At 42.2% G+C, this 25,603-nt stretch carries 22 protein-coding genes; 16 read left to right on the plus strand and 6 right to left on the minus strand.

Annotation, left to right across the window (positions count from 1 at the left end; all coding sequences use genetic code 11):
* Positions 1–104: 104 nt before the first annotated feature.
* Together H9647_RS12060 and H9647_RS12065 are read left to right on the plus strand one after the other, a co-directional pair.
* The gene (locus tag H9647_RS12060) at positions 105–698 is read left to right on the plus strand and encodes an ankyrin repeat domain-containing protein (RefSeq protein ID WP_191800365.1); all 594 of its coding nucleotides are present in this window, start codon (positions 105–107) and stop codon (positions 696–698) included.
* Positions 699–746: 48 nt separating this feature from the next.
* Positions 747–2,114 (plus strand): uracil/xanthine transporter, encoded by a 1,368-nt coding sequence (locus H9647_RS12065; protein ID WP_191800157.1) that lies wholly within the window; start codon positions 747–749, stop codon positions 2,112–2,114.
* Between the two features lie 43 nt (positions 2,115–2,157).
* Here H9647_RS12065 and H9647_RS12070 read toward each other — a convergent pair whose 3' ends face one another.
* Complete coding sequence (locus tag H9647_RS12070) at positions 2,158–3,183, minus strand: LCP family protein (protein WP_191800159.1); 1,026 nt, start codon at positions 3,181–3,183, stop codon at positions 2,158–2,160.
* Between the two features lie 447 nt (positions 3,184–3,630).
* On the opposite strand from H9647_RS12070, the gene H9647_RS12075 reads away from it, so the two are divergent.
* The 5 genes from H9647_RS12075 to H9647_RS12095 all read left to right on the plus strand — a co-directional run bounded on the left by H9647_RS12075 (position 3,631) and on the right by H9647_RS12095 (position 8,726).
* The gene (locus H9647_RS12075; RefSeq protein ID WP_191800161.1) at positions 3,631–4,938 is read left to right on the plus strand and encodes a hemolysin family protein; all 1,308 of its coding nucleotides are present in this window, start codon (positions 3,631–3,633) and stop codon (positions 4,936–4,938) included.
* Positions 4,939–5,010: 72 nt separating this feature from the next.
* Positions 5,011–6,057 (plus strand): hemolysin family protein, encoded by a 1,047-nt coding sequence (locus H9647_RS12080; RefSeq protein ID WP_191800163.1) that lies wholly within the window; start codon positions 5,011–5,013, stop codon positions 6,055–6,057.
* A 158-nt stretch (positions 6,058–6,215) separates the two neighbouring features.
* The gene (locus H9647_RS12085) at positions 6,216–6,659 is read left to right on the plus strand and encodes a MarR family winged helix-turn-helix transcriptional regulator (RefSeq protein ID WP_191800165.1); all 444 of its coding nucleotides are present in this window, start codon (positions 6,216–6,218) and stop codon (positions 6,657–6,659) included.
* 48 nt (positions 6,660–6,707) lie between these two features.
* Positions 6,708–7,649: a ring-cleaving dioxygenase gene (locus tag H9647_RS12090; RefSeq protein WP_191800167.1), complete on the plus strand. Its 942-nt coding sequence runs from the start codon at positions 6,708–6,710 to the stop codon at positions 7,647–7,649.
* Between the two features lie 21 nt (positions 7,650–7,670).
* Positions 7,671–8,726, plus strand: a complete 1,056-nt coding sequence (locus H9647_RS12095) for an LLM class flavin-dependent oxidoreductase (RefSeq protein ID WP_191800169.1) — start codon at positions 7,671–7,673, stop codon at positions 8,724–8,726.
* A 105-nt stretch (positions 8,727–8,831) separates the two neighbouring features.
* On the opposite strand, the gene H9647_RS12100 is transcribed toward H9647_RS12095, so the two are convergent.
* Both H9647_RS12100 and H9647_RS12105 read right to left on the minus strand, forming a co-directional pair.
* Positions 8,832–9,362 (minus strand): GNAT family N-acetyltransferase, encoded by a 531-nt coding sequence (locus tag H9647_RS12100; RefSeq protein ID WP_191800171.1) that lies wholly within the window; start codon positions 9,360–9,362, stop codon positions 8,832–8,834.
* Between the two features lie 95 nt (positions 9,363–9,457).
* A complete protein-coding gene (locus H9647_RS12105) occupies positions 9,458–11,431 on the minus strand; it encodes a glycoside hydrolase family 127 protein (RefSeq protein ID WP_191800367.1) in 1,974 nt (657 codons plus the stop codon).
* 104 nt (positions 11,432–11,535) lie between these two features.
* Between H9647_RS12105 and H9647_RS12110 the strand changes: the two genes are divergently transcribed.
* The 7 genes from H9647_RS12110 to H9647_RS12140 all read left to right on the plus strand — a co-directional run bounded on the left by H9647_RS12110 (position 11,536) and on the right by H9647_RS12140 (position 19,760).
* Positions 11,536–12,381, plus strand: coding sequence for a helix-turn-helix domain-containing protein (locus H9647_RS12110; protein ID WP_191800173.1), 846 nt, complete (start codon positions 11,536–11,538; stop codon positions 12,379–12,381).
* A 102-nt stretch (positions 12,382–12,483) separates the two neighbouring features.
* Positions 12,484–12,720 carry a DUF6953 family protein gene (locus H9647_RS12115; RefSeq protein ID WP_160035186.1) on the plus strand — a complete coding sequence of 79 codons (237 nt, stop codon included), beginning with the start codon at positions 12,484–12,486 and terminating at the stop codon, positions 12,718–12,720.
* Between the two features lie 463 nt (positions 12,721–13,183).
* Positions 13,184–14,854 carry an ATP-binding protein gene (locus H9647_RS12120; RefSeq protein WP_191800175.1) on the plus strand — a complete coding sequence of 557 codons (1,671 nt, stop codon included), beginning with the start codon at positions 13,184–13,186 and terminating at the stop codon, positions 14,852–14,854.
* Between the two features lie 158 nt (positions 14,855–15,012).
* Positions 15,013–15,582 (plus strand): TetR/AcrR family transcriptional regulator, encoded by a 570-nt coding sequence (locus H9647_RS12125; protein ID WP_191800177.1) that lies wholly within the window; start codon positions 15,013–15,015, stop codon positions 15,580–15,582.
* 96 nt (positions 15,583–15,678) lie between these two features.
* Entirely contained in the window at positions 15,679–17,103 is a 1,425-nt protein-coding gene (locus H9647_RS12130; RefSeq protein ID WP_191800369.1) for a DHA2 family efflux MFS transporter permease subunit, read from the plus strand.
* A gap of 165 nt (positions 17,104–17,268) precedes the next feature.
* Positions 17,269–17,649 carry a BlaI/MecI/CopY family transcriptional regulator gene (locus tag H9647_RS12135; RefSeq protein WP_191800179.1) on the plus strand — a complete coding sequence of 127 codons (381 nt, stop codon included), beginning with the start codon at positions 17,269–17,271 and terminating at the stop codon, positions 17,647–17,649.
* A complete protein-coding gene (locus H9647_RS12140; RefSeq protein ID WP_191800182.1) occupies positions 17,646–19,760 on the plus strand; it encodes a M56 family metallopeptidase in 2,115 nt (704 codons plus the stop codon). Before H9647_RS12135 ends, H9647_RS12140 begins: the two co-directional genes overlap by 4 nt.
* Positions 19,761–19,864: 104 nt before the next feature.
* On the opposite strand, the gene H9647_RS12145 is transcribed toward H9647_RS12140, so the two are convergent.
* From H9647_RS12145 to H9647_RS12155, 3 genes are all read right to left on the minus strand, one after another.
* Positions 19,865–21,415: a solute symporter family protein gene (locus tag H9647_RS12145; protein WP_191800183.1), complete on the minus strand. Its 1,551-nt coding sequence runs from the start codon at positions 21,413–21,415 to the stop codon at positions 19,865–19,867.
* Positions 21,412–21,756, minus strand: a complete 345-nt coding sequence (locus tag H9647_RS12150) for a DUF485 domain-containing protein (protein ID WP_191800185.1) — start codon at positions 21,754–21,756, stop codon at positions 21,412–21,414. The genes H9647_RS12145 and H9647_RS12150 overlap by 4 nt, the downstream gene beginning before the upstream one ends.
* Positions 21,757–22,041: 285 nt before the next feature.
* Positions 22,042–23,769 (minus strand): phospho-sugar mutase, encoded by a 1,728-nt coding sequence (locus H9647_RS12155; RefSeq protein WP_191800186.1) that lies wholly within the window; start codon positions 23,767–23,769, stop codon positions 22,042–22,044.
* A 291-nt stretch (positions 23,770–24,060) separates the two neighbouring features.
* Here H9647_RS12155 and H9647_RS12160 point away from each other — a divergent pair, with 291 nt between their 5' ends.
* Positions 24,061–24,828, plus strand: a complete 768-nt coding sequence (locus H9647_RS12160; RefSeq protein WP_191800188.1) for a cupin domain-containing protein — start codon at positions 24,061–24,063, stop codon at positions 24,826–24,828.
* A 161-nt stretch (positions 24,829–24,989) separates the two neighbouring features.
* Complete coding sequence (locus H9647_RS12165; protein WP_191800190.1) at positions 24,990–25,571, plus strand: GNAT family N-acetyltransferase; 582 nt, start codon at positions 24,990–24,992, stop codon at positions 25,569–25,571.
* Positions 25,572–25,603: the final 32 nt, after the last annotated feature.

Below are 25,603 nucleotides of genomic sequence, written 5' to 3' on the forward strand. Positions count from 1 at the left end.
CTGGAGCAGGAATCATTTGTGTACTTGTACTCATGCTTTTAGGTTGTAATCATCCTTCGAATGAACCATCCAGGGAAGAAGTAAACAAGGAAGGTGGAGAAGTGATGCCAACAGAACTAATCAAGGCAGCTGAACGTGGTAAAACAGACCGAGTCTTAGCGTTACTAAAATCAGGTGTAGATATAAATACAACAGATGCCAAGGGACGGACAGCGATCCTGGCAGCGACTCATAACGATAAGCAAGATACGGTAAAAGCATTGATTGAGGCAGGGGCTGATCTCAATCTCCGGGATCAACGGAATGACAATCCACTGCTCTATGCAGGTGCCGAGGGAAAGTTAGAGATCGTGAAGCTCATGGTGGAAGCTGGAGCGGATACCCGCATAACGAATCGTTTTGGCGGAACTGCTCTTATTCCTGCTGCTGACCGAGGTCATGTGGAGATTGTAGAGTATTTACTTCAGCATTCGGATGTAGATATTGATCATGTCAACAATTTAGGATGGACTGCTCTGCTTGAAGCTGTCATTCTAGGCGATGGCGGGGTAAACCATACCCAAATTGTGAATCTGCTTGTCTCTCATGGAGCGGATGTTAATCTGGCCGACAATGATGGGGTTACGCCTTTACAGCATGCCAAGAGGCATGGTTACACTGAAATCATTTCCATTTTAGAACAGGCAGGGGCTAAATAAAGATATACAGGATTACGTAATTATGATAGTGAAAGATGGGAAATAGAAATGATGGATCAGTTGAAATCAAGATATTCATTTAGTGTGCTGCTTGCCGGTGTGCAGTGGCTTTTCTTTTTGTTTACAAACACAGTTATGGTACCACTATCCATTGGTCATGCACTTGGGCTTGCGCCGGGTGAGATTGCGGGGTCGATGCAGCGTTCCTTCATACTGACCGGAATTCTCTGTATCGTACAAGTGATATGGGGGCATCGTTATGCACTGATGGATGGGCCGGCTGGCGTGTGGTGGGGACTTGTGCTCAGTATATGCGCGTCTGCACCTGCGATGGGGCTTTCTCTCGGTTCGGTAGCAGCAAGTTTAACCAGCGGTTTTGTTTTATCAAGTATACTCGTAATTATCCTTACGCTGTGCGGCTTTCTTAAAGTGCTTCAGCGTATTTTTACGCCAATTGTTATGGGTGTGTACTTGCTTCTGCTCACATTTCAGCTGGCTAACACCTTTTTTAAAGGCATGATCGGATATGATCAGACAGGGAAATGGGATTTGTCGCTTGCCGGTTTGTCACTCTTTATTATTGTGGTTGTCGCCATTATTCATATTAAAGGGAAAGGTAAATTCGGACAGTTCTCTTTGCTGAGCGGAATTGTTGTAGGCTGGATTGCTTATGCGATCTTATTCGGAGGTGGAGAGAGTGCACGCTCTGTTGCTGAAGGAGCAAATGGAGTATGGCACTGGTTCCCATGGGGAACACCGCAGCTGGAGCCAGGAATTATCGTAGTTGGTCTGATCGCGGGCCTTGTGAATATGACGAATACCTTAACGAGCTTAATTGCAGCGAGTAAAATGTATCAGAGAGAAACAACAGAGAAACAGTACAGAAGATCATTTTTGTTTACGAATCTCTTTTCCATTCTGGGCGGTTGTCTCGGTCTGATTCCTTTTGGTACGTTTGCTTCCTCTATTGGTTTTCTTGAAAATACGAAGGTATTGCGGCGAGCTGCACTATTCGCAGGCTCCGTCATGTTTATCTTGGTAGGGGTATTTCCTTCTCTCAGCGGATGGTTAGCGCAGCTTCCTTTATCCGTAGGAAATGCAGTGCTCTTTGCAGCTTACTTGCAGATGTTTGGTACAGCGATTCGGACGTTCCAAGGGGCAGTTTTCAATCCCAAAACGATCTATCGTGTGGCTCTTCCGGTACTCATAGGAATCAGCATCATGAATATACCGTCTTCTGCGTTTACCGAGTTTCCACCGCTGCTAACACCAATTCTATCTAATGGACTGATCATTGGCGTCGTCATGGTGATTATCCTAGAGAATTTTGTGCGCTGGGATAAATATGAGACGAAAGCAGCAACAACAGCAACTTTGCCTAAGACAAAGCCAGCGGCCAATTCTTCTGCTAACTGAAAAAACAGCCATTTCCCGGTACCCTATCGGAAAATGGCTGTTTTTAATAGGTTGAAATTACTTCTGTATCTTCTTTATTTGCCACATCTTCTTCATGATCTGCGGAATCTTGTCCGGAGCCGAGTACTTCTTGAACATATGCTTTTAGTTCATCTGGGTCTTTGACGGTAAGAACAGCTGCACCGCCAATCTTTGTCTCTTTAATCAAATTCATAGGAGGTATTTGCTCAGTAGCTTGGAGATTGCTTTGAACCCCAAGAGCGGCAAGCTTCCAGATATCATTAAATGTAAGGTTCGTATCAATATATGGGTTGACTTCCTTCAGGATCGAGGGAAGCCTTGCAATGGATGATGTTGTTTTCAGTTTCTCAGCAATGGCTCCCAGCAGTTTACGTTGTCTTTCCGTTCTAGAAAAATCCGACATCGCATCATGTCTAAAACGGACATACATTAATGCTTTTTCTCCATCAAGATGCTGATATCCCTGTTTGAGATCAATATCGTATTCATGGTTATCTGCCTTGCTTACATAATATAAATCTTTTTCTACATCGATATCCACTCCGCCCACTGCATCCACGAGTTTGATGAAGCCTTGGAAGTCGGTATACACATAATACTGAATGGAGATTCCTAAAAGATCGCTTGCCGCTTGCATTGCTATGTCTGGACCATGGGTAATGGCCGTATTAATTCGATTGTTTCCATGGTTCGGTATTGTGGTGTATGTATCACGTAACAAAGAGAACAAGGAGATTTTCTTCGTAACTGGATCTATAGAAGCCACTAGCATCGTATCAGACCGTGGGATCTCGCCCTCAGAGAAACCTCTCGCATCCACCCCCATAAGAAGCACGTTTACAGACTCATCGCCTTCCCAAACTGGGGGCTCCATGGCAGAGTCCTGATCTACCTTTTCAATATTGTAAAAAGGCGAGTCTTCTCCTGTTTTTTGTAAGTCTCCGAGTTCATTTGCGATAGAAATAAAATAGTAACCCCCCGCGAGTAAAGCAGCCAGTGCAATCAATGTGATAACACTAATTAGGGTTCGTTTTGTTTTCTTGGTCATCAGGTATTATCCTTTCAAATCAAGTGGGATTAAAATCCTTAGGTTAAGGGTCATTTACCAATTTTAATTATAATGAGATGCAAAGATGACGTGCTAATCTTTTAACTTACAGTTCTCTTACGAAATTGTAATATAGGTAAGTTTAGAGATTCTTAGATTATATGGTATCGTTGAAACAAGCAAACCGTTACGTTGAGCTGTATGGTTTTCTTGTTTTATTCATTATGGAGCACAAAAAAGGAGGTAGAACTCATTGGGAAGGCGTTTTTGCATTTTTATCAAATTGCGGATGTAAACCGATTCGAAAATGGGCTGTGGAATCATTTATATGCATCCACATTCCAGGCGGGTAGTCTTCTTTATGCTACCGACAGTCCAAAGAGGATAATGAACTCACTTAGAATGAAACTATTTTTGGAGGTGAATCCCTCAGCCTGAGGGAAGTCATTGGATATTGTAACCATTACGAATTTATTTTTGCTTGTTATATTAATTGGACTCACTGCTTTTTTCGTTGCATCCGAATTTGCTGTTGTTAAAATACGTATGTCTCAAATCGACCAACTCATTGCCGAAGGCAATAAAAAAGCAGTCTTGGCGAAAAAGGTCGTCGCGGATCTAGATTATTATCTTTCAGCCTGTCAATTAGGTATTACGGTTACGGCGCTCGGACTTGGGGCTCTAGGAAAACCGACGGTTGAACGCTTATTATATCCATTATTTAATTATCTACAAGTACCAGAATCGATTGCTTCTGCTGCTTCTTATGCGATTGCTTTTATTTTCGTAACCTTTCTGCATGTGGTAGTGGGAGAGATGGCACCGAAGACAGTAGCGATTCAATACGCCGAGAAGATGACGATGCTGCTTGCTGCACCCCTTTATTGGTTTGGTAAGGTGATGTATCCATTCATTTGGACATTAAATGGGGCGTCACGTGTCCTTCTTCGTGCTTTTGGTGTTAAGCCTGCGGGACACGATCAGGCCTATTCGGAAGATGAGCTGCGAATTATTATGAATCAAAGTTATGAAGGCGGCGAGATTAACCAGACGAAGCTTGCCTACATGGAAAATGTTTTTTCTTTTGACGAACGCGTTGCCAAAGACATCATGGTTCCTAGGACGGAACTGATTACTATAGATCAGGATATGGAGTATGTAGATATCATTCCTATTCTAGATCAATACAATTACTCCCGTTATCCTGTCGTTGAGGCAGGGGACAAAGATCGGATTGTTGGGGTAGTGAATGTGAAGAAAATGCTGCCTTATATTGTTGCTAAAAAAGAAAGCAAGCTTTCGGATTTCATTCGGGAACTTCCCTATGTTGTTGAAAACACAAGAATTCAGGATGCCATGATCAAAATGCAGCAGCAACAAGTGCATATGGCCGTCGTTATTGATGAATATGGAGGGACATCCGGCATTCTTACTATGGAAGATATATTAGAAGAAATTGTAGGCGAAATTCGTGATGAATTTGATGCGGATGAAGTAGCGGATATACAAAAAACAGGGGAGCATGAGTATGTGATTAACGGTCGTGTCCTCCTGGACGAACTAGAGAAGCAGTTTGGTTTCATCTTTGAGGGTGATGAAGAGTTGGACACCATTGGAGGTTGGATTCAATATCATAAAGGTACGACGGTTGAGACCGGTGATGTGATTGAACATGGAGAATTTACATGGACTGTCGCAGAGATGGATAATTTTCAGATAAAACAAGTTATTCTTCAGCATGTTCATCATAAATAGAGGGATTCTCTTTAGATGAAAAAAAGTAAGATCAATTTCTTGGAGGTGAATCCCTCAGCTTGAGGGAATGAATTGGACGGAATAATTGCATTAAACTTAGTTTTGGTCGCTGTATTTATTGGACTCACCGCTTTCTTTGTCGGAGCGGAATTTGCAATTCTTAAAGTACGGATGTCCAGAATCGAACAACTGATTGCGGATGGGAATAAGAAGGCGATAACTGCCAAAAAGGTAGCACATGATCTTGATTATTATCTATCAGCCTGTCAGCTCGGTATTACCATTACTGCGCTTGTACTTGGTGCGCTGGGTGAACCGACGGTTGAAAAAATACTGCATCCGATATTTAATCATTTTGATGTACCAGCAGCTCTAGCAACGGTGCTATCCTACACCATTGCCCTCGCTATTATTACATTTTTGCATGTTGTTATCGGTGAATTGGCACCAAAGACACTAGCTATTCAGTTTGCAGAAAAGATGACATTACTACTTGCTACTCCGCTTTATTGGTTCGGTAAAGTCATGTATCCGTTCATTTATGGACTGAATGGTTCTGCTCGGATTTTGCTTCGTATGTTTGGGGTGAAACCTGCTGGTCACGATACCGTGTATTCAGAAGAGGAGCTCAAGCTGATTGTGAATCATAGCTATGAACGTGGAGAGATCAATCAGATAGAACTGGATTACCTGGAGAACATTTTTGCATTTGATGAGCGATTGCTTAAAGAAATTATGATCGAACGCGAGCAGATCGTTACTTTAAGTAGCGGAATGTCCCTTCATGAGATGATAGAAGTTCTAAACCAGAATGAATACACGCGGTATCCCGTTATCGAAGAGGGAAATAAACATCGATTTATCGGATTTATTAACACGAAAGAAATGCTGACAAGTATGGCTGCAGGCAGAGAATGTAGAATGGGTGAATTTATCCATGATATGCCTCGCTTCCCGCAGAACGCTTCAATTAAAGATGTTCTCATCAAAATGCAGCAAAGTCGTGTTCATATCGCGGCTGTAACGAACGAAGAAGGAAGTACGATAGGGCTCGTTACGATGGAAGATATCTTAGAAGAAATTGTAGGGGATATTCGTGACGAAGCTGTGTTGATATAATCGTTATATCTAATAATGGCCTGCCTAGATCTTTTGATGATCGGGCAGGCTTATTTTTATGAATCGAAACACTTATCTTAAATTTAAAATAAAAAGATTGCTTATTTATCAGTTGAGTAGTAAAGTGATAATAGAAATTATGATTTGAGGAGATGCATATGGAGAAAAACACACTAGGTTCATTAATATGGTTACGTCTAGTGCGCTTTACTCACCAGAGCAATCAATTATCAAATGAATTTTTGAAGCAGTTTGATCTAACGACCGCTCAATTTGATGTTCTTGTGCAAATATCGGTCTACCAACCACTGACTCAATCAGAGCTCGCTGAGAAGGTAACCGTAACACAAGGCGGTATTTCCCGCATGTTAGCAAGGCTTGAGAAAGAGCAGTATATCGAGCGTGAGCAACACTGGAAAACGAAGACGATTCGTTTAACTGAAAAAGGGGAAGAGGCACTTGCCAAAGCAATGTCACAGCAAATTGCATTCCAATCGTCCTTTTTTGATGAAGTACTAGATGAAGAAGAGAAGAAAACATTATATCGATTAATGACACGTGTTCATAAACATAGCCAAACTAAAAAATTGCCATGGCGGTAATTTTTTTAACCATCACTTGATTAGTCAATTAATAAAGGAGAGATGATTATGTATACCATTTCAGGCCATCACCATATTTCTATGCTCACAAAAGATGTGAAAGAAAATAATCAGTTTTATACAAAGGTACTAGGTTTACGCAGAGTGAAAAAGACCGTTAATCAAGATGACCCTAGTATGTATCATCTGTTTTACGGAGATGTAACAGGAAGCGCAGGAACAGAACTATCTTTTTTTGAAATGCCTCGCGTGGGCAGTACGATTCGTGGAACGAATAGCATTAGCCAGATTGGGCTGCTTGTCCCGTCCTATGCGAGCTTAGTTTTTTGGAAAAATAGATTCGAGTTACTTGATGTACAGCATGGAGAAATCACCAAATATGCGGGGAAAGATGCGCTGCATTTTGAGGATAACGAAGGTCTCCGAATGGTGCTCTTGAATAATGACGGATTAGAAACTCCTGAATACTGGTCAGCATGGAAAGATTCTATGGTGCCTGTAATGCATCGTATATTGGGGCTTGGTGCAATTGAATTAACCGTACGTTATGCAGATCGATTAGACAAAACCTTAAAGGAACTCCTCGGTTATGTAGAGGCATCTCGTTCGGAGCATGAAGTGGTGTATCAATCCGTAGCCGGGCAGTCCTTTGGAGAGATTGTTGTGAAACAGCAGGATGGCTCTGCGGAAAAACCCGGCAAAGGAAGTATTCATCATATCGCGATCCGTGTAAAGGACGAAGAAGAATTGCGTTATTGGGATAAGGTTATTAACGAACAGGGATTCCGCACTTCAGGGATCGTAGACCGCTTCTACTTCCAAAGTTTATATTTCCGTGAATCGAATGGGATTTTATTCGAAATGGCGACAGACGGTCCAGGATTTACAGCAGATGCAAGTGTGGAGTCGCTTGGAAAAGGATTAGATCTGCCTCCTTTCTTAGAAGAGAGACGTGCCGAGATTGAAGCAAACTTACAACCCATCGATTGATTGCGAAGGAGAGATATAGAGATGGAACAATACCGAATAGACACAAATAAAGGCATTGAATTTGGATTATATTCTATTGGTGAGCACTTAATTGATCCGATGACAGGAAAGCGTATTCCAGCGCAGCAACGTATTCATGAATTGATTGAAGCTAGTCAATTGGCGGATGAGGCAGGACTGGACGTTTTTGCTGTAGGTGAAAGCCACCAAACTCATTTTACGACACAGGCACATACCGTAATTTTAGGGGCGATTGCACAAGCTACGAAACATATTAAAATAGCGAGTTCAGCAACTGTACTCAGTACATCAGATCCTGTCCGCGTGTACGAAGATTTTGCAACGCTCGATTTAATATCAGGCGGACGTGCCGAGATTGTTGCAGGGCGCGGATCAAGAGTGGGAGCGTATAGTCTGCTTGGGTATGATGTTCAGGATTATGAGGAATTGTTCGAAGAGAAAATGGAACTGCTGATGCAACTGAACAAGGAAGAGTTCGTTACATGGGAAGGCCAGTTCAGAGCACCACTCAAGCATGCAGGGATACTGCCACAACCACTTCATGGTCAAATGCCGATATGGCGGGCAGTTGGTGGACCTCCAGCGAGTGCAATGAAAGCGGGGCGTGCAGGAGTCCCAATGATGCTGACGACGCTTGGGGGACCGGCGATAAACTTCAAGCATTCTGTAGATGCTTACCGTATGGCTGCAGAGCAAAGTGGTTTTGATCCTGAGACCTTACCTGTAGCAACAACAAGCTTGTTTTATACTGCTCAGGATTCACAGGATGCACTTCGTGATTATTACCCTTACCTTAATGCAGGAATGAGAACACTGAGAGGTGAAGGCTATCCAAAGCAGCAATTTACACAAGCAATAGATTACCGAGATGCGCTTATGGTGGGCAGTCCGCAGCAAATCATTGAAAAAATGCTGTATCAACATGAATTATATAATCAACAACGTTTTATGGCCGAAATTGATTTTGGTGGAATGCCAATGGATAAAGTGATGAAGAATATTGAGCTGATCGCAACCGAGATTATGCCGGCAGTTAAGAAATATACAGCAAAATGAGCAGGGACAAGAGATAGGAATTGCTGGATTGATCGTGGATTTAAAAGAAGAAGAGCCAAGTCTATTATAGACCTGACTCTTTTTTTATTGGTACTGAGCTTTCGGTTACTCTTGATGAATCAGTGAATAAACAAAAGCGTTATGAGATTCACCCTGATGGACCATGTAATCACGTAACAAACCTTCTTTTTCAAACCCAAGTTTCAATAGCAATTGACCGGACGCATCATTATTGATAAAAGTGACGGCTCCGATTCGGCTGAGTTCCATCGTATTCTGCCCGAAGGTAATCGCCTCACGAATGGCTTCCGATGCATATCCGTTTCTCCAGTGGTCTGGATGAACTTCATATCCAATCTCTGCCCTGCGATGTCTTGGAATCCATGAATGAAAGCCGACCGTACCTATGAACTGTCCAGTGTCTTTTCTTACGATCCCCCAGCGAATTCCTCGTCTTTCTCTATAATTCGTATCAAACAAAGAGACGATTTCTTCTGCTTGCTCAAGGTTCTCCAAGTTTTTTCTTCCATAATAGCGTGTGACTTCTGACATGGAGAGATATTCATAGATAGAAGCAGCATCTTGCATTGTTATCTCTCTCAGGATAAGGCGCTTGGTTTCTAGGATCGGAAACAAGGAATCACTCCTTCTGTTAAAATATGTAATGTTATCTTACCAGAAAGTGTGCCGTAGAAAATCAGTTACTAGGAATTCGAAAAGTTATATTTTAATTAAGACTGTTCTCGAATCCAGACCTGCATCTCTCCAGGAGTGCGGTTCCCCCATAATGTGTATGGAACAGCCAACAGCCGCTGGGCTTCCTGCTTCGGCGGTTCAGTAGAGTAGAGAGTGTCTTTATGTTCTGTATCTTCTTCTTGGCGGATGCCGTCTATTTCAAGGAATACAATCTCATCATTCCATATGCCGGTTACTTCGCGAATCTCAGCATCTGCCGGCAGACGAACGGACGTCAGTGGAGAGACGTTATCCATCTCTTCCAGACAATAAACGAGCGGACCGCGCTGAAGGGCTACACGGCCTGCGTTTGCTCTCACGTTTGAATGAGAATACAGACGCCGTGCTTGCATATCAAAATGAATGGACAACTGATCGCCTTGCTTCCATGTGCGTTTGAAGTAGGCGTATCCATCACGAAGTTCAGCTGTAATTTCTTCTCCATTCACGCGGAAGGAGGTATCCTGAGACCAGGATGGCACACGTACAGCTAGAGTGAATATTCCATCGCCTTCTACTTCTTGAACTTGTAAGCTCGCTAGTCCATTCCAAGGTAATTCACTTGTAAGCGCAATTGTTGCTTTACTAGAGCCAAGTGTGACCTGTGTTTCATTACCGATATATAGATGGGTATAAAGTGTATCTTCGCTTGCAGTAAAGATGTATGAGCCAAGGGAAGATAACAAACGGGCAACGTTTGGAGGACAGCAAGCACAGCCATACCATTTTTGACGAACTGCTTTCACATGATGTTTGCCTGGATTTCCTTTGCTTGCTTCCGGCCATACTTCCATCGGATTCACATAGAAGTAATGTTTTCCATCCTCAGCGATTCCGGCCGTTACCGTATTGTAGAGTGCGCGCTCCATCACATCTGCGTATTCACCTTTCATCTCCGCTTGAAGCATGCGTCTAGCAAAGAAAATAAGGCCAATGGATGCACAGGTTTCGGAGTAATTCGTATCATTAGGCAGGTCATAGTCAAAAGTAAAGGCTTCCCCGTGATGGGTTGAACCGATGCTGCCATTCACATACATTTGCTTATGGACAATGTTATTCCATAATCTTTTACAAACATTCAGCAGTTCCTGATCCCCTTTAAGAATGGCTAAATCCGCCATTGCCGTATACATGTAAACCGCACGTACCGCATGGCCTACCGCTACCTCTTGCTCCCGAACGGGTTTGTGCGCCTGCCAATATTCGAGGCTAGGGAATTGTTTCTGCACCACATCTCCCGTCCAGAATGACTTCCGTCCCCGACGTTCCCATTCTTCGTGGAAGAAACTTGGTTGTTGACCTCTTTCATCGATAAAGAAAGAGCTGAGATTCAGGTATTTTGTATCGCCAGTTACTTGGTACAGTTTAATGAGAGCAAGCTCAATCTCCTGATGACCATCATATCCTCGAATTTGACCGGGCTCCGGCCCATAGGTAAGGCAGATGAAGTCAGCGAATTTCTTTGCTACATCCAAAAGTTTGGTTTTACCTGTACCTTCGTAATAGGCCACAGCCGCTTCAATTAAATGACCAGCCGTATAAAATTCATGACAGTCATGCAGATTGGTCAGTCGTTTATCTGGTGCAGCAACCATGAAATAGGTATTGATGTAACCGTCCTCATCTTGTGCAGCGGCAATCAGGTCAATGGCTTCATCAGCGATCTTGGCAAGGTCCGGGTCTGGGGAAGCGGATAGGGAGAAGCCAACGGCTTCGAGCCATTTGTACAGGTCAGTGTCCTGAAATACAAAGCCATGGAACTCACCTTTCTCAAGTCCGGCAGCAATGCGGAAATTACGAATAGCTCTGCTTGGTTCGGCGTCAGGGATCGCATCATTTAGTGCATCCCATTGGTAAGGGATAACGGTATTTTTAACAAGTTCAACATAAGGAGTCCAATAGGAATCATTAATGGCAATATTTTTTAGCGGTAAAGGTTGAGATTGAAACGAACTGGATACTTTATTCATGGTCTCACTCTCCATTTCATGATCTTTTATTACATCATAGTCCAGAATGATGCCCTTTGTCGGTAGAAGGTAAGGTATAATAGGTGTCAAAAACTGACCTCCTAATGAGAGGGAAGGAGAAGATCGATTTGTTGTCTCTTTATTTGCATCAGCCCTATACTTTTGTGATGGGCGGGCATTTCTTATCGGATGAATCTTGGTCCCATATGGACCGGACTATCGAAGATTATGAACTGATTATTGGCGTATCCGGGGTAATCTTCCTGGAAGTGAATGGGTTGATGTATGAAGTGAAAGAAGGGGATGTTCTGCTGCTTGAACCTGGAGAAAGACACCGTGGGTACAAGCTTTCACAGCCTGGAGTTTCATTTTACTGGTTCCACTTTCTATTACCTGAACAGGCATCCTCTGCTGAAGCAGAATCATACGGACAAATTCCAAGGTATGCAAGATGTCCGAATCCAAACCGAGTGCATATTCTAGCACGTCAGCTTCTACATGCAGGGAGCGGCGGGTATCGAATAGGGAGAGCAGGAGACTATTTTCTGACCACACTTCTCATTGAACTCGCAGAACAGCTCCAAGATGCAGATGAGTATTCAGCACTAAATCCGCAGCTCCCCGAGCTTCTTGAATGGATTCGTCTACATGCACAAAGTGAAGACATTTCGGTAGAGAAAATAGCAGATCATATGGGATATAACAGAGATTATTTATCTCGTATGTTTAAGAAAAGGTTTGGTGTTGGCGTGCTAGGTTACATTCACCGATTAAAGCTGGATGCAGCCAAAGAAGCACTGACGGGTACCAACTTACATATTAAAGAGGTTGCCGCGCTCGTTGGTATAAAGGATGATAAGCAGTTTGCCAAATGGTTCAAGCGCTTGGCCGGTGTGACCCCTACATCGTACCGAAGAGAATTCCGTCTGACCAAGCTGAATAAGGAGTAAGGGAATAAAGCTGCTATCATGAATAGAAACAAATGGACCAGTAATGTGTTAGAATGAATGAAAATCTAGAGTGTTACATGGAATTGAAAGGGAAGATAAAGAATGTCATATACAGCTGAACAGGTCGCCGAATGGATGGTAGAGGAAATTCGTTTTAAGGGGAATTTATATCAAGAAGATGCCATTCGCTATGTGCGGGAACATTTTGGAGAAGAATTCGTATTTGTTAATGAGAATGGGAACGCCTCTTTGGAGAAAGAAGTGAAGAAAGCTTTCCGTAAACTACATAAGGGACGTATCGCCTGGGATCGTGACGGATTTATGTGGGGCTGGACCTAAGGGAAATAAAAACACGATCCGTGTAATGGGTCGTGTTTTTTACTTGCAGACAAGCTTTTTTTCTACTTTTGTCATTGATATAATTAAGATCGTAAGAGTACTTCATCATCAGGTCCACATCGGGATAAAAAAGTGAGGGAACATATTTAAGGGAATTACATATCACTGTTTTTAAAAACAACAGAATCGAGTCAGAAACAGGATGTAAGACCAGCAGGCTCACAGGAAAAAAGTGATAATAGGATTGTTGTTTCATTTTGAATATATAAATGGTAATGAGTTTCATAGTGTCGGTAGCACTAAATCAGGCCATAAAGATTCGGAATCCATACCGGCTTCCTTGGCATGATCTGATGAAGAAACCATTATATAATCTAATGAAGGGTTATAAGTAAGTATTATCTATTATTATAGTGTATACTTTGGGTAGGTTTCATCGCGTCGTATGAAATAGAGGTGAACTATGATCAAGGATAAATCACGTTTCTTTCAAAATTTTGAAGAGGCTGCAAGTCATATTATTGATGTTTTAAAGTCTCTGATTCAAGCGGAGACTATTTTTATAGCTACGAATGATGGTGTAACGAATAAAATATTGAAAGCTTTCAACAGAGCGGAAATCCTCGTACAGGAAGGGGTTTCGCTTCCATACAAGCAATCGTATTGTAGTTTGGTTGGCAGAGAACCTGTTGTGATCTCTAATACTTTGGAGCATCCAATAACGAAGGAACTAGATATTACAGAGCAGATCGGGGATCACTCCTTTGTTGGGGTGCCGATTAGTTATAAAAGCGGAAGATTGTTTGGAACGTTATGCGTTCTTGATAACAGCTCGGCGGTAATTAAAGATGAGGATATACAAACACTATCTTCCATGGCGATGTTCTTGTCTTACATTATTGAACTTGAAAGAATTATCGACCTTGAAGTGAAGCGGAATGAAATGCTATATCGAGATAAGAAAGAATTTGAATTGAAAGTCCAGAAATTACGTAATGAAGTACAAATGGCTGATCAGATGACACAACATAAATCGGAATTTCTGGCCATGATCACTCACGAACTTCGAAATTCAATAAATGGAACGATAGGCATGTCCGATCTACTAGAAACAACGGAGCTTTCGGAACAGCAACAGGAGTATATGGATCTATTGAAGTCTAGCAACAATTCGTTGCTGTCACTTGTAAATAATATTTTGGACTATAGTAAGATTGAAGCTGGCAAAGCTGTACTAGAAGAGGACCCGTTTGACCTTGTTTCTACGGTAGAAGATTCCATTTATACAGTCGCACCTAGGACGTTAGGTAAGCCTGTAGAAGTTATTCTTGATGTAGCTCCAGATATCCCCACTTATCTCCTCGGTGATGCTGAAAAAATACGGCAGATTCTGCTTAATTTCCTTAGTAACGCGGTGAAGTTTACGCATGAAGGTGAAATCCTTGTATGTCTGCGTCTTTTGAATTCTTCGGATGAGGATCAGGTGTATATTCAAATTACCATTCAGGATAGCGGTGTAGGTATTCCGGAAGATAAAATATCTCAGTTGTTTCAACATTATTACCAGGCGCATGAAAACGACCATATTCATCATTACGGTGGAACAGGGCTTGGTCTTGCTATTGCACAAAATTTAGTGAATATGATGGATGGATCTATTGAAGTAGAGAGTACGGTTGGAGAAGGTACGAAAATCAGTATCATTCTTGGATTTAAAGAATACGCCGGCTATGATAATCTACCATTCTCCTCATCTGTTCTTAAACAAATGAAGATCCTGATCATTGATGATAACGAAACAAGCAGGCAATCACTGGGTAGACTTTTGAAGAGCTGGGGGATTGAACAAACAGAAGTAGCTTCTACAGCCGAAGCGATGATCCAGATCCAGTTGGGGTTAACTTATGATTTGATATTAATGGATTTTAGTATCGAAGAATCATCAGATATTAGAACATATCTTGGCGAGGATGTACCGATTGGACTTCTGGCTCCCATTGGGACGACATTAAATGCGGAGCAGAAGAAGAGGTATGAGTTCTTAACATTTAAACCTTTCCGAAGATTGCAACTATATAATGCGCTTATTGCCTTCCAAACGAAAAAATTAATAGCAAACATAAAGATTAAATAGAGAAATCAATGCTCTGAGTTTTCCGTAATGGAAGGCTCGGAGTTTTTTTATATTACTAATAAAGAATAGATTGACAGTGAATAATGAGCTCTATACAATAAGATAGTCATAAAATAAGTAGACCAGTCACTATATTTTATGAGAAATGGGGTGAGAGATTGAATTCAAAGAATGATTCAAGAGATAACATCCTTGCCACAGCAACACGTCTTTTTCACTTGCAGGGTTATCATGCAACGGGTCTAAATCAGATTCTGAAAGAAAGTGGAGCACCGAAAGGTTCCTTGTACTATCATTTTCCGAATGGAAAGGAACAATTGGCTATAGAAGCTGTACATAGGATGGCTGAATTTGTAGAAGCTGATATCCTGAATAGTTTGAATAAAGAGGTCAGTGCGGTAACGGGGATTCAGAATCATATTTTAAAAATGGTAGATTGCTTTAACGAGGTAGATACACTCGAAGGGATTCCCATCGGTATCGTTGCTGCAGAAACGTCGCTGATTAGTGAACCGTTGCGACTCGCTTGTCAGTCGGCTTTTGAAAAGTGGGAAGAAACATATCGCATAAGTTTACTGAAAGAAGGATTTGATCTTGAGCATGCTACGAAGCTATCCATGCTCATTAACAGTATGATCGAAGGGGCCATTACGCGTTGTCTCACCAATAAGAATGGACAGCCGCTGCAGGTGGTCGCCGAATATATACCCATTTTGCTAAAAAAATAGAGCAGAAGTCTCTCAGTTTTTGCAGACATATTATATAGACTGGTCTAAATATAGATAAATAGTGATAAGAGGAGTGTTTTTTTGAGTCAGCATACGATGTCATCTTTAGAAAAACCGGCAATTAGGCCGGTTCCCATTACCATTGCACTGATGATTGGTGCTTTTATTGGGTTACTTAGTGAAACAGCACTCAACATGGCATTTACCGAAATCATGAGTGATTTTGGTATTGAAACCCATGCGGTACAGTGGTTAACTACAGGCTATCTGCTTGTGCTTGGAATTCTTGTTCCTGTCTCTGCTCTATTACTGCAGTGGTTCTCTACAAGACAACTGTTTAGTGCATCATTAGTATTCTCGATTCTCGGTACACTTGTGGCTGCCATGGCACCAAGTTTTGCCGTACTGCTCGTTGCTCGTGTGATTCAGGCCATCGGAACAGGATTATTGTTACCGCTGATGACTACGGTAATTCTTGTTATTTTCCCGGCGCACAAACGCGGAACCGTAATGGGAACCATGGGTCTTGTTATTACGTTTGCTCCGGCTGTAGGTCCGACATTGTCTGGTCTTGTCGTTGATAAACTCAGTTGGCACTGGATCTTCTGGTTCTGTCTGCCGCTGCTTATTTTAACTTTCTTCTTTGGCTTGAAATTCATGCAAAATGTATCTACCATTACGAAACCGAAGATTGATATCCTATCTGTGTTGCTTTCAACCATTGGATTTGGCGGAATTGTATATGGATTCAGTAATGCAGGAGAAGGGGCAGGTTCATGGGGCGATTCACTCGTCATTGTTCCGCTGCTTCTGGGAGTCATCGGACTTACCTTGTTCGCAATAAGACAATTCCGTATGGAAAAACCTATGCTTAACCTGCGTGTATTTAAATTCAAGATGTTTACCTTTGGCGTTATCATCGTATTTATCTGTATGATGCTTATACTGTCGGCTTCCATCTTGCTGCCGTTATACTTAAAAGGTGGACTATTGTTAGCTGCTTTCTCCGCCGGTCTAATGCTGCTGCCTGGGGGAATCGTAAATGGACTGATGTCACCTTTTACAGGCCGACTGTTTGATAAGTATGGACCAAGAGCACTTGTATTCCCTGGATTCATCATTACTACGATATTCACATTCTTGTTCACAAATGTAACGACTGAAACTTCGACGATTGCTGTTATTCTGATGCATACCGGTCTCTTTATCGGGGTGGCGATGATTATGATGCCTGGTCAAACCAACGGTCTTAATCAATTGCCAAAAGAATACTATCCAGATGGAGCCGCGGTAATGAATACGTTACAGCAGATTGCAGGTGCGATCGGTACAGCAATTGCCATTAGTATTATGTCTGCGGGTCAGATGACATATATCGCTGATAATGTTGGTGATGTGAACGATCCTCTCTTTATGTCAGGAGCTCTGACAGCAGGCGTACAAAATGCGTTCATGTTCGCTTTTATCGCTTCCATTATTGGACTCATCGTCTCTCTGTTTGTACGAAGAGTGAAGGTATAAATAAACTCAAGAGAACCTGTTGGCTTATAGCCAGCAGTTTTTTTTGTGCTTTAGTTAATCTAAAGGAAAACTAGTAAACTATTGACACTTACCGATTACAAGTGTAAACTTCAACCAAATACTATCGATTACAATTGTAATTAAATAGATCGGAGACGGTGATAAATGAATGAGGTTCCACGAATTTCAGAAGCGGAGTGGGAAGTGATGAAGGTCTTTTGGAAGCAATCACCTGCTACTGCAAATGATGTAATGAATGAACTGCGTAATGATAAAGAGTGGAAACCCGCTACGGTGAAATCACTGATTAATCGGCTTTTGAAGAAGAAGGCACTTGAATTTCATAAAGAAGGTAAAACGTATTTATACTCTCCACTAGTAAGCGAAGAGGAGTGTGTAAAGGCAGAAAGCAAGTCGTTTTTACGGCGGTTATATGGTGGAGCACTGAAACCGATGTTTGTACAATTCCTAAAAGATGAGAAATTAACAGAAGAAGAAATTAAGGAACTGAAATATCTATTGGATAAAAAATCAGGTGAGAAATGAGCACAGTTCATCTGCTTACGGAAGGGGTTCCTTCCTTCTTATTATGGCTTGGTAAGACGTCACTCATGGCTTCTGTGGTGGTCATTCTCATATTAGGTATAAAAACACTGCTACGGGATCGACTCCCTGTAAAATGGCAATATGCTTTATGGCTGGTTTTGATTGTGAGACTTATACTGCCATGGGCTCCAGAAAGTTCTTTTAGTTTATACAACCTATTTCCTAAGGCAACAAATTCCTCTACAGAAACCATGTTTACAGGTGTGGGTGATTACGAAATCACCTCTTCATCCTTTTTGACTGAAGTGGAAGAGATGAACGGGAATAACCATAGTACGGGAGTTACTGCTTCAGTAGAGAACAAAGTAGCTGGTAATACACAGGGTGAGGAAAATGGGGTTCCGCTCCAGCAACCTCTACTTTCATCAGAAATTCCATGGCTATATGTGAGCGTTTTTCTCGTTTGGGTGCTTGGAGTCAGTGTACTAGCGTTCCAACTATGGAAGGTGAATCGAAAATTGAATAGGGCTCACATTCAGAATGGCCTTAAAGAGGATGCACAAATGCTGCAGTACCTAAAGGAATGCAAGGAATCCATGGGTATCAAAAGAGCAATTGAGCTGAAAGTTACGGATAGGGTAGATGGACCTGCTTTGATCGGTGTTATTCGTCCTCGAATATTGCTTCCCGCTTCCATGGAAGGCACGTTTTCAGCGAAAGAACTGAAATATATTTTCCTTCATGAACTTGTGCATTACAAGCATAAGGATATTCTAGTGAACTGGGTTATGCTATTTCTACTCGTAGTGCACTGGTTTAACCCCGTTCTCTGGTATGCCTATCGCAGAATGCGGGAGGATCAGGAGCTCTCATGTGATCACAAAGCGATTTCATATGTTAAGGACAGCGAAGTGAAGGAGTATGGGTACACGATCATTAAGTTACTGACGAAGAGGTCAAATATACCAAACTCGCATTTGCTGGTTACTGCTAATTTCTCATCAGACAAACTGCAAATCAAAAGGAGAATCATGATGATAACCAAGTTTCGAAGAAAATCGCTCTTGTGGTCTGTCCTGGGATTAGTAGTCGTTTCGGCTTTTATGTTAGTAGCTCTAACGAACGCGAAAGCAGATAGTAAATATGCCGGTTTAGAGAAAGAAATCCTAGAGATGACGAAGCAAAATGCTTCTCTTTTAGATAATGTAGATTCATCCATTCGAGCTGCTGCAGAAGAATCAATCCATGAGATGATGAGACATTTGGGAAAGCCGCTACCTTTAATTGAAGTAGAGACGGTTTCAGAAACGAATCAAGTTTTCTTCAAATTCAAAGGAGACGGGACAGGTATGAATTATATATGGGTAAATGCAGATACTGGAAACCTAGAAAGAGCCATTATGAGTCTCGATATTCCCATAGAACGTCTTGAGCCAGGGATGGTTGAAAGAGCTGAACATACCTTGCAAGAAAAAGGATATGAAAGTGTTGCAGAGTTTGATGTCCCGGTACATCGTCATATAAAATACGACATTAAAGGTTTGGAACACTATACAGGAGGGGAGACATTAGGGATACAGACTGTTTTTAAACAGGGTCAATCCACTGAAGTTATTTTTACGAATGGTGAGGTCTATCGGATTTCATTTAAACTGCCTGTTAACAAGGTTTCAGACGCAAAGATAGAAGCGGCTAGGCAAGCATTATCTTTATTAAATGAGGATGTACTTCAGACCGATGTAACAGATGTTTTCTTTTCCTATGACAACTTTGGTGTAAATAAGAGTCTAACATTGAGATTTGGTGAAGCAGGAGATGTATTTATGCATCCGGATCGGAATGAAATTCAGGGAATCCGGGATGGTTCCATACCTGTTACAGGAACGGAAGGATACTCTAAGCCAAGACTTAGTTATGGTGATGAACAGTTTCGAAGAGAGTTTTCTTACCTTGCCGAACAATTATTTCATATAGACTTGCAGGGATACGATTTAAGCAGAGTAACAAAGTCTCCCGGTTCATTTACGTTTAAGAAGAGCGGGGAGCGTACTGTTCATATGGGTATCAACCCCTATGGCGAGATTATTGGTGTGAGCAGAGATGAATTCTAAGTAAACTCAATTCGTCAGATGATTCGGTTTTCCATTCAAAAAGGCACCCGCTCGGCATCCCAAGAGATGCTAAGCAGGTGCCTTTTATGTATAAAGCAGTTTATTTAGCAGGTTGTATCCATACCGGTATTAGAACGGACCAAAATCTCGTCATAACTCGTCTGATTATCTTCACTGGCTGTTTTCTTGCGAGATACGAGGGTACCAACCACACCGGCGAGAAAACCAAGCGGAATTGAGATGAGTCCAGGAGTGGAGAATGGATAGATGGGATCACCAACGAAAAAGGCTTTACCTGCTTCAGGACTTATTACATTCGGTCCGATGAGGACAAGACCTACAGAAGTGATAAGTCCAACGACCATTGCCCAGATGGCACCATTTGTATTAAATCGCTTCCAGTAGATGGTGTATAGAATGACGGGAAGATTAGCACTTGCGGCAACGGCAAAAGCCAAGGAGACTAAGAAAGCCACATTGAGGTTTTGCGCAACAAGAGCAAGTAGAATGGATAGGATAGAGATCACAATGGACGCATAACGTGCCATGTTCACTTGTTGTTTCTCAGTGGCCTGACCTTTACGCAAAATCTGGTTATAGAAATCGTGTGAGAATGCGGTTGCCGCAGTGAGCACTAGACCCGCAACAACAGCGAGAATGGTAGCAAAAGCGACTGCAGAAATAAAGGCGAACATCAGATCACCGCCAAGAGCCTGGGCAAGCAGCGGAGCTGCCATATTACCGGCTTTATCCTCAGCAATGATGTTGGCATTTCCTACAAAAGCAGCTGCTCCAAAACCAAGGAAGATGGTCATAACGTAGAAAATACCGATAACCCAAGTAGCATAGACTACCGAACTGCGAGCTGTTTTTGCATCTTTTACCGTAAAGAAACGAACAAGAATATGTGGTAATCCGGCTGTACCAAGTACAAGCCCCATCGTAAGTGACAGGGTATCGAGCCCGTCTTTGTATTTCACTCCAGGGTTTAGAAAGTTTTCATTCAGGGGGGTGGCCGTTCTCATCTGCTCGAACATGTCTGTAATACTAAAGCCGAACTTGTAGAGCACCATAATTGAGATAATAAAGGTTCCGCCCATGAGCAAAAATGCTTTTACGATCTGTACCCAACTGGTTGCATGCATTCCGCCGAAAATAACATATACGGTCATCAGAATACCAACGATGATAACCGAAGTCGTAAAATCAATGCCAAGCAGCAGTTTAATGAGCGCCCCTGCGCCTACAAGCTGTGCGATCATATAAAATATAGAAATAGCAATCGTATTAAAAGCAGCGAATCCACGAATACGTTTGGCGTTAAAGCGAACGGCGATCATATCCGCAAAGGTATATTTTCCAAGGTTTCGCAAAGGTTCTGCAACGAGAAAAAGAACGACGAGGTAAGCGACAAGAAACCCGATACTATAGAAAAAGCCGTCAAATCCAGATAGGGCGATCATGCCTGCGATCCCAAGGAAAGATGCGGCTGACATATAATCACCTGCAATGGCAAGTCCGTTCTGCCAGCCTGTCAGACCGCCGCCAGCGGTATAAAAGTCACTGGCTGATGTTGTTTTTTTGGAAGCCCAAAACGTAATAAGCAAGGTAAAAACAACGATCACAAGAAACATCGAAAAAGCAACATAGTTCATAGGCTCGTATGCTCCTTATCTACAATTTGGCGGGACAGCTCATCAAATCGGTTTGCTTTTTTGTAGTAAATCATGCAGAAGGACCATGTCATAATAAATTGCAGGAAGGCGAGTACCCAAGCCCAGGTAATACTGCCGATAAACGGCGTGTTTAGTATGGTGGAATAGGAAGTGAGAATGGGCAGGGCAAAGTAGAAGCAGAAGAAGAAGATCGTGAAGGGGATAATAAATTTTTTCTTTTCATGGAGCAGTTTCTGGAAGGAAGCTGATTTAGCGATCTCGGCATATTCTTCGGGAGATCTTTTTTGAACAAGTTCGTTCGGTGCACCTTTACTATCCATAAGCATCCCTCACATTCTCATTATTGTAAGCGCTTTTAAATAAAAGCTCCATTAAGACATCTTATCCCCACCTTTGTGTAATAGTAAGGTCCATGAGTTTATGACAGGATGCAATTAACGTCATTATACTGAGTGATTTGAGTTATGTAAATATTTAATTTTATGGAATAAATTGTTTAATATTATCGAAAGGAAGCAGTGATTCAAAGTCCGGTCTGATAGAAAAAGAGACCCCAAAGCCCCTTACTATGAAGGGGATAGGGTCTCTTTAAATCAGTTCACTTACTATGATTGATGCTCTTGAATGTAAGCATCAATTCGAGTCATAATATCACTTGTCAGGGCAGCAATTTTGCGCTGAGCATCTTCGTAAGATTCTCCTTGAACGGCGAAGTAGATTTTAATCTTCGGTTCTGTACCGGATGGGCGGAGGCAGAACCAGCTTCCGTCTTCCAGATGATATTTAAGTACGTTTTCTTTCGGTAAGTCATATAGTCCAAGGCTGAAATCTTCCGTTTGCGTTAGTGGAATACCGGCAATCTCTCCAGGAGCCTGCTCTCGCCAAGTACTCATAATTCCGGCAATCAGCTGAACTCCCTCAATTCCTTTGAGCGTACGAGTCTCCAGTTTTTCAGCAAAATAACCATAGGTTTGATAGAGTTCTTGAAGTACTTCGTAAAGTGTTTTTCCTAGCGATTTATAATAGGCACCTGCTTCTGCAATCAGCATAGCTGCAACAACTGCATCTTTGTCACGGGCATAATTACCTGCAAGGTATCCATAACTTTCTTCATAGCCAAAAATATAAGAATATTCGCCGGTATTTTGAAACTCGGTCATTTTTTCACCGATATATTTAAAACCTGTCAGTGTATTGAATACTTTCATGCCATAGGCATCCGCAATGGAAGCTCCCATCTCACTAGTTACAATGGTTTTAATGATAGCACCGTTCAGCGGAAGGGTTCCTTTGTTCTTCATCGATTCAAGTAAATAATGAACCATAATCGCACCAGATTGGTTTCCGCTTAGGATGAAAAACTCGCCTTTATCATCCTTAATGACAGCGCCCATACGATCCGCATCAGGATCCGTTCCCAGGATCAAGTCCGCTCCGCTGGCTTTAGCCTGAGCAATGGCAATTTCAAAAGCAGCATGCTCTTCCGGATTCGGAGATTGTACAGTAGAGAAATTGGCATCGGGCTCTTCTTGTTCTGGAACAACATCTACATGCTGGAATCCTAGACGATCTAGAACAGCGCGAACAGGTACATTACCTGTGCCATGCAGCGGTGTATAGACAATGCGGTAGTTTTCGCTGACTTCTTGAATAACATCGGGATGCTGACTTATGGAAGCAACAGCCTCTACATAAGCATCATCCATTTCTTGTCCGAGCCATACAAGCTTACCTGCTGCTTCCGCTTCTGCACGGTCCATTTTATGAACTTCCTCAAATGAACTTACATTTTGAATGGCCTCGATCACCTTCGCAGCGGATGCGGGTGTAATTTGTCCACCATCCGCTCCATATACCTTATATCCGTTATATTCGGGAGGATTATGGCTTGCAGTGATTACAATTCCTGCTTCCGCCTTCAGATGACGAACAGCAAAAGACAGCTCCGGGGTGGGTCGCAGCGACTCAAACACATAAGCTTTTATCCCATTTCCGGCAAGGACAAGGGCTGCTTCTTGTGCAAATTCGGGTGAATAATGTCTTGAATCATAAGCGATAACGCAAGAAGGGGATGGGTACTCTGCTGTTAGAGCAGCGGCTAGTCCTTGTGTAACCTTACCAACCGTATACAAGTTGATTCGATTGCTTCCAGCACCAATAACACCGCGGAGCCCGCCTGTACCAAATTCCAATTCTTTATAAAAACGATCTGTGATCTCTTTTTTATTATTTGCAATATCACGTAGCTCTTTCTTTGATTGTTCATCGATGATAGAGCTGTCCATCCATAACTGATAGTTTTTTGCTGCTTGTTCCTCTATGTGTGTATTCATGATGTAATAATCCTCCATTTATATATCATTACTAACGACTATGTACCGCTATACGTTAATATATTTCATTTAATCCATCCCGCTAACTGTTGAATCACCTCCCCCATATATAATGAGAATAGTTACGGAATGTAACTGTAATAGATGGAAGATTAGAGTGTGTGAAGTTCTACATTTTTCGTCATGTCTGGAGAATAAGTGATTCGTATGAGCAATAGACTGAAAGAAGTGATGTCGAATGGATAAAATAATTTCTTGATTCTGAGTTGATCATTTCTGGAGGGATAAATAATGGCGGTGTCTTATATGGATTTTACATCTCCCGGTGTGCAGTATTTTTATGATTTGAGGAATAACAGAACCTTCACTAAGGACAGAGGTAACTATATTAATGCACTTGGTGTTAAGCAGCTGAATACACTGGGTGACAATTCTTTGCTCGATATTTTTTTGACGCGTGGCAATATTGTGGAACCTCATATCCATCAGAATGCTTCAGAACTTGTATACTGTATTTCCGGTGCAGCGGTGATTTCCATGATTAATCCTTTCACAAAAGAGGTCATTCAAGTGCCAGTCTCTCCAGGCCAGGTCGGAAACGTGCCGCAAGGATGGTTCCACTGGGAGATGGCGACTGAAGATAACACTCACTTGCTGGCTATCTTTGATGCGCCAACACCGGAATTCATTGCTATATCGGATTTCTTACGACTCGCGCCACCGGAAGCTGTTGCACATACGTATTGCTTGGATGAAGCTACGTATAAAGCTGCCATTGCTCCAATTAGTGATACGGTTGTAATTGGTCCTCCTGCAAATTGTACAAAGTATCACCTGCCCCAGCCTGAGCCACAGCTATATGCCCAAAGTAGACACGGTATGGTTCCTGCAAAACAAGGTGTTTATTCCGCGTATGGTCAGAGGCAAGGAAACTACCCACAGCAGGGACAGCAGAGAAACAGCCAGAGCCAGATACCCCAAGGATATACAAATCAGGGGTCAAACTACGGTGGACCTAGCCCTTATAGACATCCACAAGGTAATAAGGATGGAAACTGACCGTGTTCTTCGGACACGGTTCTTTTTTACGTAGGCGCGATCGTTGGCTCTTAAATCAGAGTAATAAACGATTTATAAACATTCTTTCTCTTTAGATACAAACAGGCTTCGGATACAATAAGTCCAGAACTAGAAGCACCGAATCATACATAGAGAAGGGAATGAAGAAAGAGATCATGGAAGAGAGCTTTATACCTAAAGTGTTACAAGGAAAAAAAGTATATCTTAAACCCTTAAATGCAAGTGATGCAAAAGCATATTATAAGCAGCTTTTTAATGTAGAAACAAGAAGACTGACCGGCACGAAGGCGATTTTTAATTATGAGCAGATTGTAGAATACATAGACAGAAAGCGGGGGGATGACTCTTCCGTAATATTGCTGATTGCCTTGCAGGAGACAGATGAACTCATCGGAGATATTGTACTGCAAGACCTGGACTATACGAACCGGAGTGCAAACTTGAGAGTTGCGATTGACCAATCAGAACATCAAGGGCAGGGCTATGGCACTGAAGCACTGCGTCTTATGCTGGATTATGGGTTTGGTAGATTACAGCTGCACCGGATCGAGCTGAATGTATATGATTTTAATGAACGGGCTGCGCATGTCTATGAGAAGGTTGGTTTTAAGGTAGAAGGGCGCCAGCGTGATGCTTTGTTCTACGATCATGAATATCATGATGCGATTCTCATGAGCATGCTCGAAGGTGAGTACCGGGAGAAATATCGGAATGTAGAATAAAAAAACGGCACGTTTGATAAGCCCTTACGCTG

Origin of the sequence: Paenibacillus gallinarum (assembly GCF_014836635.1) — a bacterium.
Taxonomy (GTDB): Bacteria; Bacillota; Bacilli; order Paenibacillales; family Paenibacillaceae; genus Paenibacillus; species Paenibacillus gallinarum.